This window comes from Pyxidicoccus trucidator, from assembly GCF_010894435.1.
GTDB classification, from domain to species: Bacteria; Myxococcota; Myxococcia; order Myxococcales; family Myxococcaceae; genus Myxococcus; species Myxococcus trucidator.
The window spans coordinates 138,915-151,265 of sequence record NZ_JAAIXZ010000019.1; the positions used below are offsets into that span (position 1 = coordinate 138,915).

At 69.7% G+C, this 12,351-nt stretch carries 10 protein-coding genes; 6 read left to right on the plus strand and 4 right to left on the minus strand.

Features of this window, described 5'->3' with window-relative positions:
* The first annotated feature begins 61 nt into the window (after nt 1-61).
* Nucleotides 62-643, plus strand: coding sequence for a type IV toxin-antitoxin system AbiEi family antitoxin domain-containing protein (locus G4D85_RS38605; RefSeq protein ID WP_164019154.1), 582 nt, complete (start codon nt 62-64; stop codon nt 641-643).
* A complete protein-coding gene (locus tag G4D85_RS38610; RefSeq protein WP_164019156.1) occupies nt 640-1,545 on the plus strand; it encodes a nucleotidyl transferase AbiEii/AbiGii toxin family protein in 906 nt (301 codons plus the stop codon). The genes G4D85_RS38605 and G4D85_RS38610 overlap by 4 nt, the downstream gene beginning before the upstream one ends.
* 12 nt (nt 1,546-1,557) lie before the next feature.
* Here the strand turns inward: G4D85_RS38610 and epsH are convergent, their stop codons facing one another.
* Nucleotides 1,558-2,865 carry an exopolysaccharide biosynthesis glycosyltransferase EpsH gene (gene epsH, locus G4D85_RS38615; RefSeq protein ID WP_164019158.1) on the minus strand — a complete coding sequence of 436 codons (1,308 nt, stop codon included), beginning with the start codon at nt 2,863-2,865 and terminating at the stop codon, nt 1,558-1,560.
* A 56-nt stretch (nt 2,866-2,921) separates the two neighbouring features.
* On the opposite strand from epsH, the gene wzy reads away from it, so the two are divergent.
* Nucleotides 2,922-4,517: an exopolysaccharide repeat unit polymerase gene (gene wzy, locus G4D85_RS38620; RefSeq protein WP_205525891.1), complete on the plus strand. Its 1,596-nt coding sequence runs from the start codon at nt 2,922-2,924 to the stop codon at nt 4,515-4,517.
* Nucleotides 4,518-4,539: 22 nt separating this feature from the next.
* Here the strand turns inward: wzy and epsF are convergent, their stop codons facing one another.
* The 3 genes from epsF to epsE all read right to left on the minus strand — a co-directional run bounded on the left by epsF (nt 4,540) and on the right by epsE (nt 10,084).
* On the minus strand, nt 4,540-6,102 hold the full coding sequence (epsF, locus tag G4D85_RS38625) for a response regulator EpsF (protein ID WP_420821744.1): 1,563 nt from the start codon (nt 6,100-6,102) through the stop codon (nt 4,540-4,542).
* A 270-nt stretch (nt 6,103-6,372) separates the two neighbouring features.
* Complete coding sequence (locus G4D85_RS38630; protein ID WP_164019160.1) at nt 6,373-8,550, minus strand: patatin-like phospholipase domain-containing protein; 2,178 nt, start codon at nt 8,548-8,550, stop codon at nt 6,373-6,375.
* Nucleotides 8,551-8,842: 292 nt separating this feature from the next.
* Nucleotides 8,843-10,084, minus strand: coding sequence for an exopolysaccharide biosynthesis GT4 family glycosyltransferase EpsE (gene epsE, locus G4D85_RS38635; RefSeq protein ID WP_205525892.1), 1,242 nt, complete (start codon nt 10,082-10,084; stop codon nt 8,843-8,845).
* Between the two features lie 159 nt (nt 10,085-10,243).
* Here epsE and G4D85_RS38640 point away from each other — a divergent pair, with 159 nt between their 5' ends.
* Genes G4D85_RS38640 through epsC form a run of 3 tightly spaced genes read left to right on the plus strand, consistent with a single transcriptional unit; the run spans nt 10,244 to nt 12,348 of the window.
* A complete protein-coding gene (locus G4D85_RS38640) occupies nt 10,244-10,771 on the plus strand; it encodes a hypothetical protein (protein ID WP_240359755.1) in 528 nt (175 codons plus the stop codon).
* The gene (gene epsD, locus G4D85_RS38645) at nt 10,768-11,784 is read left to right on the plus strand and encodes an exopolysaccharide biosynthesis glycosyltransferase EpsD (protein ID WP_164019163.1); all 1,017 of its coding nucleotides are present in this window, start codon (nt 10,768-10,770) and stop codon (nt 11,782-11,784) included. Before G4D85_RS38640 ends, epsD begins: the two co-directional genes overlap by 4 nt.
* Before the next feature lie 9 nt (nt 11,785-11,793).
* On the plus strand, nt 11,794-12,348 hold the full coding sequence (gene epsC, locus G4D85_RS38650; protein WP_164019165.1) for a serine O-acetyltransferase EpsC: 555 nt from the start codon (nt 11,794-11,796) through the stop codon (nt 12,346-12,348).
* Nucleotides 12,349-12,351: the final 3 nt, after the last annotated feature.

Sequence of the window (12,351 nt, forward strand, 5' to 3'; positions counted from 1 at the left end):
AGTTTCGTGCGTCCGGGCGCCCCCACTTGCACGAAACTAAAATGGGGTTTTAGTTTCGTGCGTGGAGCAAGCGCGGGTAGGACATCCCAGCTGGGACCGGCTCTTCGAGTTCGCCGTCGGGCAGGCGGGCCTCTTCACGACGAAGCAGGCGGCGGAGGCGGGGTACTCGCCCCAGTTGCTCGTCCACTACGTCCGCATCCGGCGCATCGTCCGAGTTCAGAGAGGGGTGTACCGCCTGGTGCACTTCCCGCTGGCCGAGGACGAGGAGTTCGTCACCTTCTGGCTCTGGTCGGAGCAGCAGGGGGTGTTCTCCCATCAGACGGCACTGATGATGCAAAGGCTGTCCGATGTGCTGCCCTCTCGCGTCGATCTGACTCTCCCGCTGTCCTGGAAGAAGCGCCGGCTTCGCGTTCCTCCAGGCGTCGTCCTGCACCATGCCGACCTCCCCGCCGCGGATCGCACCTGGTGGGGGTCGGTGCCGATGACATCTACGCGCCGGACACTCAGCGACTGTGCCGCCTCTCACCTGTCGCCCGAGTTCCTCCTGCAGGCCTTCCACCAGGCACTCCACCGAGGACGTGTCACACGGTCGGAAATCCCCGATGTCGAGCAGGCACTGAAGCCCTACCTGGCCCCCGCGTGACGGCGCGTGGCTATGCGTCACCCGTCGCGTTCAAGCAGGCCCTCGAACAGAGACTGAGGTCCGCTTCACGGGACGGAAGGGAGTTCACGCGCCGCCGCCAACGACTGGTCTTCGAACGATTCCTCGCTCGTGTCGTTCGCGCCTTCGGAGATGCCGCGACGTTGAAGGGTGGACTCGTGCTGGAGCTCCGCATCGAGCGCGCACGCGCCACGATGGATGTCGACCTGCGCCTGAGCGACACACCCGCCGGGCTTCTCGCGCGACTGCAAGCGGCGGGACGACTCGAGCTGGGGGACTTCATGACGTTCGAAGTCCATCCCGACGCGAACCATCCCGAGCTTCAGAACGAAGGGCTGAAGCACGAGGGGTTTCGCTTCCGCGCCGAGTGCATGCTCGCGGACAAGCTCTATGGCGATGTCTTTGGGGTCGACGTGGTGATTGAAGCCCCGCGCTTGGATGAGCCCGAATTCATCGTCGCGCCAGACGTGCTTGGCTTTGCTGGCATCGCACCACCTCGAGTGCGCCTGTACCCCGTGGAGACTCACATCGCGGAGAAGCTCCATGCGTACACGCTTCCTCGCTCTCGCCCGAACACGCGTGTGAAGGATCTGCCGGACCTCGCGCTACTCGCCAGCATCGGAGCGCTGGACACACCCCGCCTTCGTGCCGCACTCGTGGACACCTTCACCTTCCGCGATACGCATGCCCTGCCAGCCTCTACCCCTGCGCCGCCCGACGCGTGGCTCCAGCCCTATGCCAGCCTGGCCGTACGAGACCGCCTCCCATGGACGACGCTCGACGCCGTCACCGCGGTGGTGCGCGCCTTCCTCGACCCGGTGCTCGCGGGTGAGCAGCGCCTCGTCTGGGAGCCGGGCACGTGGTCCTGGCGCGCGCGGCCCTGAGCCGAGGGCCCGTCAGTCCGCCAGCGGCATGCCCCAGTCCGGCTGGCCGCGCTCGCCTTGCAGCCAGCGGTAGACCTCCAGCACCTGCTCCGCCTTCGCCTTCCACGTGAAGTACTTGAAGACGCGCTCCCGGGCACGCTCGCCCATGGGCCGGATGACCGACGGGTCCGCCGCCAGCTTCGCCAGCACCTCGCGCACCCGCACCACGATTTCCTCCGGCGTACCCATCTGAATCGCGAAGCCCGTCGCCGGACTCACGATTTCTCCCGGGCCGCCGTAGTCCATGACGATGGGCACCAGCCCCAGCGCCATCGCCTCGCACACCACCGCGCCGCCGAACTCGCGCACGCTCGGGAAGCCGAAGACGTGGTTCTTCGCCAGCCGCCCCTGCAGCTCCTGGTGCTTCACCCACCCGGCGAACGTCACCCCGGACTCAATCCCCTCGCGCGCCGCCTGCGCCTTGAGGTTGGGCATCTCCTGGCCGTCGCCGATGTACTCCAGCACCACCTTGCCCTCGCGGATGAGCGGCGCCGCCGCCTCCATCAGCATGGCCATGCCCTTGTACGGCACGAAGCGCCCCACGAAGGCCACCCGCAGCGGCAGCTCCACCGGCCCCTCCGACTTCGCCGTGCCGAAGCGCTTCGGGTCGATGGCGTTCTCAGGGATGTACACCGTCTTCGGCTGCCACTTCTCCGCCACCTGCCCCCGCGTCGCTCGCGAGCCCGTCAGGATGGCCGACGCGTTCTCCCGCGTGGACGTGTAGAAGGGCATCAGCTTGTACACATCGCGGATGTAGCTGAGCCACTCCTTCTCCCGCCGCCGCGCGCCCCCGAAGCCCTTGGGCCACGGCAGGCCGCCATTCATCGGGCCCATCATGAAGGGCACCCCCGCGGACTTGCAGCGCGCCGCCAGCGTGCTCGGCGTGGTGGGGCTGATGGGCGTGTAGCGGTGCACCAGGTCGAACTCGCGCGCCTGGATGCGAGCCCCGAAGCGCCGCCAGAGCACCTCCTCGAAGTAGTAGTACGGCAGCGCGCTCAGCGCGGTGGCCGTCGTCCAGCCCACCCCCGCGCTGCCGCGCATCAGCTGCCCCACCTTGTCGAGCGGCTTCTCCACCGGTGTGGAGTCCAGCGCGGTGAATTGCGAGCCCTCCTGCACCCCCTGCTTGAGGATGTTCTCCCGGTTGCGCACATGGGTGACCAGGTGCACGTCCGCCACCTCGGTCAGCGCATGGTAGAGCGACCAGCCTTCCAGCGGGACGCTCACCCAGTCGGGGTTGCACAGCTCGGCAATCAGGAGGACACGAGGGCGGGAAGCAGGCATGCGTGCCACATCATCTATCCCAACCCGGCAGCCAGATGTAGCCTCCCCGCGCACGGATGTACGACGCCCCCTATCAGGCCTACCGGCCGCCCTACCTGCGCTTCATCGCGCTGCTCGGCTTCATGGTGCTCGCCACCGTGGGAGGGGCCATCATCCACCCGGTGGTGGCGCTGGTCCCCCTGCTGGCCTTCACCGTGGTGTGGGTCGTCCTGAAGGTCCCCGTCCGCTACCCCGTCCTGGTGGTGCTCTACCTGGTGCTGGCCGTGGACTACGTGGCCGAGCGCCCCCAGTCCGGCCTGTGGGAGTCCCCCCTGTTCCCCCTGGGGGAATTGCTGTTCGGCCAGCTCAGCCAAATCACCAAGATTGGGGCGCTGCGCTTCCCCCTCATCGACGTGCTCATCATGGGGCTGCTGGGCCTGGCCATGTACCGGCGGGTGGTGAAGTCCCCCATCGACCCGCCGACGGCGCCCATGCCCCGGCCACTCATCGCCGTGACGGCGCTGTCACTCGTCGCCATCCTCTTCATGGAGGTGCGCGGCATCGCCCGGGGCGGGGACTTCAAGAACTCGCTGTGGCAGTGGCACCAGGCCGCGATGCTCCCGTTCATCGTGGCCATGTTCCACTACGCCCTGCGCGGGCCCCAGGACTGGCCGATTGTGGTGAAGGTCATCGTCGCCGCGGGCATCACCAAGGCCCTGGTGGGCAGCTACTTCGCCCTGGTCATCATCCCCGCCCTGGGCGTCTTCGTGGAGTACACGACGTCCCACTCGGACTCGATGACGTTCATCTTCTGCATGCTGGTGGTGCTGGTCCGCTTCATCGAGCAGCCGAAGTCAGCCCACCTGATACGGGGGCTCGCCGTCATCGTCATCATCCTCATGGGGATGGTGTTCAATGACCGGCGCCTGGCCTACGTCAGCCTCGTGGGCTGCCTGCTCGCCGCCTTCCTCATCAACCCGTGGACGCCGCTCAAGCGCCTCGTCGTGCGCTTCACGCCCTTCATGGCCCCGGTCATCGCCCTCTACATCGCGGTGGGGTGGAACCGGCCCACGGGCATCTTCGGGCCGGTGGACACCATCAAGTCACTGATTGAGGGCCAGGGCGGCGAGGAGGCCATGGACTACCGGGACATCGAGAACCTGGACATGATTGCCACCTGGGCCCAGTTCCCCATCCTGGGCACCGGGTACGGGCACGAGTTCCTGGAGCCGATTCCCCTGCCGGACATCGCCTTCGTGTTCCCCACGTACCGGTTCCACCCGCACAACTCGCTGCTGGGGTTGCTCGCGTTCGGCGGAATGCTCGGGTACACGGGCGTGTGGCTGTACCTGGTCATCACCGTGTTCTTCGCGGTGCGCGCCTACCACCGCTCCCCCGTCTCCGAGTACCGCGCCGCCTCGCTCATCATCGTCGGCGTCATGGCGGCGTACGTGAATCAGGTGTTCGGAGACATGGGCATCATCTCGTACATCTGCACGTTCCTCGTGGCGGTGTGCGTGGCCATGGCCGGCAAGCTGGCCACGCAGACGGGCGCGTGGCCCGTGCCCAACAGCACCCTGCTGGGCCTGTCACCGTCCGCGCCCGTCCCGCCTCCCGGCGCCATCTCGTATCCCAACGAGGACGCGACGAAGACGGCGGCACGGCGCTCCTGAGCGCGTCCACCCGCCCGGGCCGTCAGCCGCGCTGCTTCGGGAGCACCACGTGGAAGCTGCTGCCCACGCCGTCGCGGCCGGGGGACTCCGCCCAGATGCGGCCACCGTGGCGCTCGACGATGCCTCGCGAAATCGCCAGCCCCAGCCCCAGCCCGCCGTAGGAGATTCCGTGCGCGCGGTTGAAGCGCTCGAAGATGTGCTCCAACTGCCCCTGCGGAATCCCCACGCCCCGGTCCGTCACCTCCACGTGCACCTGCCCCGGCTCCTGGCGCGCCGTCAGCCGCAGGGCCCCGCCCCCCGGTGAGTAGCGCAGCCCATTGGCCACGAGGTTGGTGAACACCTGCTCCAGCCGCTCCCGGTCCGCGCGGAGCACCAGCCCCTCCGGCGCGTCCACGGCGATGTGGTGCTCCTGCGCCAGCGGCTGGAAGTGCTCCACCACGTCGTGCAGCAGCGTGCCCAGGTCCACGTCCCCCTGCTCCAGGCGCAGCTCGCCGCGCTGGAGCCGGCCCACGTCGAGCAGGTTCTCCACCAGGCTCGCCATGCGCGTCACACTGCGGTGGAGGCCCCGCAGCGCCTTGTCCACCCCCTCGTCCATTTCCGGGCCCGACCGCACCCGCGCGAGGTGCGCGTAGCTCCGCGCCGCCTGCAGCGGCGTGCGCAGCTCGTGCGCCGCCATGGTGAGGAACATGTCCTTGGCCTCGCTGGCCGCGCGCAGCACCTCCACCGCCTTGCGCGCGTCGTCGATGTCCGTCGCCGTGGCAATCCAGCCGACAATCTGGCCGTCCTCATCGCGCTCGGGCAGCGTCCGCCCCAGGAACCAGCGGAACTCGCCGTCCTTCGCGCGGCGCAGCCGGTACTCCTGCTCCAGGGGCTCGCCGGTGCGCAGCGAGCGGGCCCACGCCTGCCCGCAGCGGGCCACGTCCTCCGGGTGGATGAGGCGCCGGTTCTCCTCGCTCCGCCGCGCCTGCTCGGGCGTCAGTCCCGCGTACTCCAGCCAGCCCCGGTTGGCATAGCTGACGGTGCCGTCCACCAGCAGCGCCCAGACGAGCTGGGGCATCGAGTCCACCAGCCGACGGAAGCGCTGCTCGCTCTGGCGCTCCAGGATGTGCCGCTCGCGCTCCCATAGCGCCGCTTCCTGCGCCTGCAGGCGCTGCTGCTGGCGGTACAGCGCGACGAAGGCCTCCACCTTCCAGCGCAGCACGTCCGGGTGGAAGGGCTTCACCACGTAGTCCGCCGCGCCCATGGCGTAGCCGTGCACCAGGTGCGTCTCCTCGCGGCTGTGGGCGGTGAGGAAGATGATGGGCGTGTAGCGCGTGCGCTGCCGCTGGCGGATGAGACGCGCCGTCTCGAAGCCGTCCATGCCGGGCATCTGCACGTCCAGGAGGATGAGGGCGAAGTCCTGGCGCAGCAGCCAGCGCAGCGCCTCCGGACCCGAGGCCGCCTTCACGAGCCGCTGGCCGAGCGGCTCCAGGATGGCCTCCAGGGCGAGCAGGTTCGCGCCGTGGTCGTCCACCATCAGGATGCTGGTGGGGGACAGCGCCGCTTCGGCGGAGGCATCCGGCCTGAGCTGTTGGGGCGCTTCCAACGGCACTGCCTCCCTTCTCACCGTGAACCCTCGCGGTAATCAGCCTCCGCGCTCCTGACAACGGGCCCCCGAGACTCCGGTCCAGTGGCGGACGGGGCGGGGAGGACAGGCTGGTCAGGTCTCCCACATCATGAACCCACCCTCCAGGGGCGGCCAGTCCGTGACCTCGGGTGACGCCGGGTCATACCTGGCGAGCGCCAGGCTCCGTGACTCGGGAAGCGGCCCCTCTTCTCGCGAGGGGCGCCCGGGTTTCCCCAGGCGCTCCCACCGTCACGGGTTGGGGATGACCTTCAGGACGCCCTCGGGCCGGGGCGGGTGCGCGGCGAAGAAGAAGCCCGGGCCCTCCTTCCCCGGAGTCGGGTGCCGGGCGCGCCACGCCTGCTGGGCCGTGTCCCAGGCTTCCACGAGCTCCAGCAGGGACTCCAGCCGCCCCTGCGCCTCGGCACACCAGGCCGGGCCCTTGCTCCGGTACCAGGGCTCGCCTCCGGGCTCCTGCGCTCGCAGCTGGGCCTGGAAGAGCGCCTCGAAGCGCGCCAGCAGGTCCTCCTTCCAGGTGGCATCCTTGAACAGCCCCCGGACCTCGAAGAGCTGGCGCTCCAGCTCCGACATCAACACGTGCATCCGGACCCAGCGGTGCTCGGAGAAGTGGACGCTGTCCGTGTCCCCGTAGCGCGTGAGCAGCTCCCGCGCCGCGTAGCAGCCCTTGAGCTGGATGCGCTCGAGGACCTCCGGCTCCATGTCCAGGTTGAGGCCGCCCTCGTTCGCGTCGAGGAAGAGCTGGAGGATGCGCTCGCGGTAGCCGGGCATGCCCGCCTGCGCGTTGTCGCGGTAGCTCTGCGCCGTCTCGAAGACGGCGCGCAGGAAGCCGAGCGTGTCGTGGATGGCCGTGCGCTGGGGCCGCGCCTTGTCGAAGTCCCGGGGGTGCGGCAGGAGCACCGAGTCCCTCGGGTCCTCCTCGCGGTGGTGGCCCTCGCGCTGCTCCAGCACCCGGGACAGTGGCGAGTCATAGAGGGTGATGCCGAACGTCGGATGCTGCGGCACCCAGGCGTCGAAGACGTGGATGGGGAAGTTGCTGGTGATGCCGCCGTCGCTCAGCCAGTGCTCCTCCAGGTCCTTCGCCAGGTCGACCACCTGCGGCACCCCGCCCGCCCCCTTCCGGTACTTCTCGCCCTTCACCGAGTACAGCCGCACCGCGCTCAGCAATACCGGGAAGCTGAGGCTCAGCCGCGTGGCCACCACCAGCGGGATGTCCTCGCCCATGGGGAAGCGCAGGAACTCGCCCGCGTCCTCGTCGCGGATGCGCAGGGAGTCCGTGGGCCGGTTCGCCGTGCCCCACCGCACCAGTGCGTCCACGACGGGCGTGGGGAACAGCCGCGCCATCTCGCTTCGCTTGAAGAAGAAGGAGCGGCTGCCCCGGGTGATGGGCAGCGTGTACGGCTGGCCCAGCGTGAGGTTGCTCGTCACCAGCTTGAAGTGGATGTTGCGGTCCTTCATTTCCCGCACGGAGATGGGCACGTCCAGGGGCCCACGGCCCGCCAGCTCGTTGAGGCGCACGTGCAGCCAGTCCGTCAGCGCCAGCCCCGTGCCCGCCTCCAGGGAGGCACTGGCGCCGGAGCTGCCGGGACAGATGCCGAACTTCTGCGTGTCCTTCTGGTTCAGTCTGCCGATGACTCGCATCAACATGGCGCCGCTCGCGAGGAGGCCGCCCAGCATGGTGCTGACACCGCAGATGCCCAGGGCCAGCAACACGATGAGGGCTCCCAGCACCTTGAAGCCCCCCGTGCCCGCCATCCACCAGGCCAGCCCATAGGCGGCGCTCCCGCTGACGAGCACCGCGGCGAGGAGAAGGCCCAGCAGGCCCCCGACGAGGTAGGAGCCGGGGACCGACTTCAGGCAGATGCCGTTGATGCGGGCCACGAACCGGAGACGCTGAAGGAGGCGGGCGGCGAAATTCGGCTGCTTGGGAGGCACCGTGGGGGTGGGCGGTGGTGCGCCTTGCTTCGCGGCTTCGTCGCGCTCGCGCTGCTCCTTCTCGCGGGCCCGCTTGCGCTCCTTCGCATTGCCGTCCTGCCAGGCGAGGACAGTCTTGTGGAGGGGACGGCACGCTTCGGACGGCTGGAAGAGCTCCCGCACGAAGCCTGGAGTCGTCAGCTCGTCGTTCATCTCCGCGAGCCGGATGAAGCCGTGGGCCGTCTTCCCCGGAGTCTCGACAGTCTGCCGGCCGTACTCCGCCGCGGCGGCCGCGGCGGCGGCGATGGCTCCGGCGGAGGCGCCTCCAATCGAGTGGAAGCGGTACTTCAACGCCAGCTCCAGGATGGCCGGCGGATAGACGACTCCGCTCGTCACGCCTCCCTTCATGATGAGGTCGCACGCCTGGCCCGGCCTGTCGTTGAGACGGCTCCGCCCCACTGCCTCGGGAATGGCCACGCCACTTCGGGTCTCGCCCATTGCTTCCCTCGCTCGCCGTGGCCGTCCGTGGCCCGCGCGGCATCGAGAGTGGAGGAAAGCAGAATGGTGCGCGGCTGGCGCGTACCGTGGAGGCCGCGTCACGCAGGCGCGAGCCGGAAACCGGGGTCCGGGTGGCCCCGGGCGCGGGGGCTCACGTGATTGATGGGCGGGACCTGGCTCGGGTGCTTGTGGCGCGCGGGAGCCTCTCGTGCGCCTATCCGGGAGGGGCTCGGCTCAGATGCCGGAGGCGGCGCACTGGAGCATCAGCGCGCCTGCCTGGGTGCGGCTCGAATCAGGTGCCCGCAGCCGCGCGCTGGAGCATCAGCGCGAGCATGTCCGCGCTGCGCTCGCTGCTGAAGGTCGTCTCGACCTTGCGGCGGCCCGCCTCGCCCAGCCGGTGCGCCTCCTTCGCGTCGCGCGCCACGACCTCCAGCTTGTCCGCGAGCACCTGCGGCTGCTCCGGCGGCACGAGGATGCCGTCCACTCCGTCGTCCACCAGCTCCGGCACGCCGCCCGCGCCCGTCACCACCACGGGCACGCGCATGGCCATGGCCTCCATGATGGCCACGCCCAGCGGCTCCTGGAGGCTCGCCAGCGAGAAGATGTGCGCGCTCTCGATTTCACCGCGCACCTTGTCCTCGCTCACCGCGCCCAGCAGCGTCACCGCGTCGCCGAGCTTCGTCTCCGCCAGCTTCGCCTCCAGCACCTTGCGGTACGTGGTGCCGCCGGCCTCGTCCTCGCCCGCAATCGACAGCCGCGCGTCGATGCCCTTCGCGCGGAGGAGGCCCACCGCGTCGATGAGGTCCGCGTGCCCCTTGCAGGGGTTGAGACGGCCGCACGAGAAGATGCGCAGCGGGCCCTCGCCCGTCCACGCCGTGTACGGCACGGAGCGGTTGAACTTGTGGAGTTCCACGCCCATGGGCGCCAGCTCGATGTGCCGCGGCAGCGCGCCGGCCAGCTCCTGGTTCACCTCGCCGAGGAGCTTCTTCGTAATCACGAAGGCGAACTTCGCGTGGCGCCACTTCTCCTTCTGGTTGGGGCCGTAGTCGTACAGCGGCCCGTGCAGCGTCAGGCTGTAGGGCAGCCCCGACAGGAGGTTGGCGAAGAGCGCGACATGCGCCGCGTTGGCGCACGAGTGCACGTGCACGTGCGACCAGCCCCGCTCACGCGCCAGCGCGGAGAGACGTCCACCCATGACGGCGAAGGCGAGGAGCTGCGCACGCCCCTTGGCGTCGAGCCCTTCCGCGCGGGCGATGGAGGCGAGGCAGCGAGCCCAGCCCGTGGGCATGGCGCGGGCAATCTCGGCCGCGGCCCGGGCAAGGCCGAAGGCTCCGCGGGCGCCCGGGGGCGCGAGGTACTCGGTGCGCGACATGGCCTCGCGCGCCCACGAGTGGGAGATGATGCGCGCGGGCGGCGGCCGGGTGGACACCAGCTCCGGCGACACACCCTTCCCCGGCAGCGCCTGCAGCTCGCGCCAGAAGAAGATGTGCGTCTGGCCGGGGAACTCGGGAATCAGGTAGCCAATCTTCTGCACGGACTTCCCATAACACGGCTGGCCGTCAATCTCCGCCCCCCTCCCCCGTGAGAAGCCCGCGAAATCCCTGGGAGCAGGGCACCCTGCCCCCGCCTCCCTGCCCGCCCGGGCAGGTCGTTGGGCCGCCGCCACGCGTTGCGCTATACCGGGCGCCTCCCCATGGCCGCCGACTCCAGCGCACCTCCCAGCCCCGCGGATGCCGCTCCGCCCGATAGCTCCGTGCCTTCTCCGGAGCTGCAGCGGCTGTGGTTCGCGCTGGAGCGCCGCGCCTGGACCTACCTCACCGTCGTCCCCGCCCAGCCCGGCGGGCCCGCGCTCGAGGCCGCCACCGCCATCCTCGAGGCCGGTGCGCCCTACGCGTACTCACAGAAAATCCACCTCCAGGACGCCACCGGCGTCTCTCCCGGCGACGCCCCGCGCCTCGTCGTCGAGCTGCGCGAGCGCGTCGCCCGGGGTGAGCGCGTCGTCGTCGTCCTCGACTCCCTCCTCACCCACCCCGCCAGCCTGCCCCTCGCCCTCGCCGCCGACGGCGTCCTGCTGTGCGTCGCGCTCGGTGAGACGGACTTCGGCTCCGCCCGCAAGACGATGGAGTACGTCGGCCCCGAGCGCTTCGTGGGCAGCGTCATCTTCCCCAGGTCGAAGAAGAAGAAGGCCCGGGCCGCGCAGGACAAGAAGAAGAAGCCATGAGCACCGCCGCCTCCACGCCCCGCCTCAGCGTCGTCATCGCCACCTACAACCGGCTGCCCCTCATCACCCGGCTGCTGTGGCAGCTCGCCGGCCAGACGCTCCCGCCCGAGGACTTCGAGGTCGTCGTCGTCGATGACGGCTCCAAGGAGCCCGTGCAGGAGCCGCTCCTGTCCCAGAAGCTCCCCTACACCCTGCGCGTGGAGGTGCAGCAGAACGCTGGCGCCGCCGCCGCCCGCCACCGCGGAGTGCTCGCCTCGCGCGGCGCGGTGGTGCTCGTCACCGATGACGACATGCAGGTGGCTCCGGACTTCCTGGAGCGGCACCTCGCCCACCACCCGGAAGGCTCGCGCCATGTGGTGCTCGGCCGCATCCGCCCGGACCCGTCCATCGGCGACATGCCGCTGTTCGAGCGCTGGTACGCGTACCTCAACAACCGCATGGCCGAGGAGCTGTCCGTCCCCGGTGCCCGCGCTCGCGGCAACCACCTGTACACCGGCAACGTGTCCTTCCCCCGCGCCGACTACGTGGGCGTGGGCGGCTTCGACAAGTCGCTCGGCCAGTCCGAGGACGTGGAGCTCGGTGTCCGCCTGGAGAAGGCCGGCTGCACCTTCGTCTTCGCCAGCAGCGCGTACGTGCTGCATGGCAGCGACCACGTGTCCTTCGAGCGCTGGCTCAAGCGCGCCAACCGCTACGGCATGTTCGACACCCAGGTGGCTCGCAAGCACCCGGACGTGCGCGGCCTCAACCCCTGGCGCCTCCTCTTCGAGACCAACCCGCTGGCCCGCCCGCTGCTCGCCGCCACCGTCGTCGCTCCCGAGGCCACGCGCCTGCTCACCAACACCGTGATGAACGTCGCCAAGACGGCCGACAAGCTGGGCCTGGAGAAGGCCGCCTTCGCCGGCACCTCCGTGGTGTACGGCATGGAGTACCTGCGCGGCGCCCGCAACGAGGCTGGTGGTTGGACGGGCATCGCCCGCGAGGTCGCCCGCTACCTGCAAGGGCGGGGAGAGTAGTTGGGCACCATGAAGCGGAGGACGTCGATGATTGGCTCGCTCGTCACGGACGCACTGGAGCTGGCGAAGGCCGCCAATGGCACCACGGACGCGAAGTCCATCGCCAAGGTGGTGCTCACCAGCGACTCGTATCGGATTACCGCGCTCAACCGCGCCCGCGAGGCCGCGCTCGCCTTCCGGATTCCCCTCGTCAACCACGTGCTGCGCGTGGCGCAGACGGCGGTGATGGGGATTGAAATCGGCAAGGACGTGACGCTCGGCAGGGGCGTGTACTTCGTGCACAGCCTGGGCGTCGTCATCGGCGGCGACGCGAAGATTGGCGACCGCGTGCGCTTCTACGGCAACAACACCGTCGGGACCGCCAAGGACAACGGCTACCCCGTCATCGAGGATGACGTGTGGATTGGCGCCGGCGCCCGCATCCTCGGGCCGATACGCATCGGCGCCCGCTCGCGCATCGGCGCGAATGCGGTGGTGCTCCAGGACGTTCCTCCCGACAGCGTGGCCGTGGGCATTCCCGCCCGCATCTTCCCGCGCAAGGACAAGGACGACGTGGTGCTCTGAGGC

Coding starts and splice junctions, on each gene's coding strand:
- epsH (WP_164019158.1), bottom strand. CDS start 2,865: ATGCCTGCTTCCCGCCCTCGTGTCCTCCTGATTGCCGAGCTGTGCAAC.
- epsD (WP_164019163.1), top strand. CDS start 10,768: ATGAGCACCGCCGCCTCCACGCCCCGCCTCAGCGTCGTCATCGCCACC.
- G4D85_RS38630 (WP_164019160.1), bottom strand. CDS start 8,550: ATGGGCGAGACCCGAAGTGGCGTGGCCATTCCCGAGGCAGTGGGGCGG.
- epsC (WP_164019165.1), top strand. CDS start 11,794: ATGAAGCGGAGGACGTCGATGATTGGCTCGCTCGTCACGGACGCACTG.
- wzy (WP_205525891.1), top strand. CDS start 2,922: ATGTACGACGCCCCCTATCAGGCCTACCGGCCGCCCTACCTGCGCTTC.
- G4D85_RS38640 (WP_240359755.1), top strand. CDS start 10,244: ATGGCCGCCGACTCCAGCGCACCTCCCAGCCCCGCGGATGCCGCTCCG.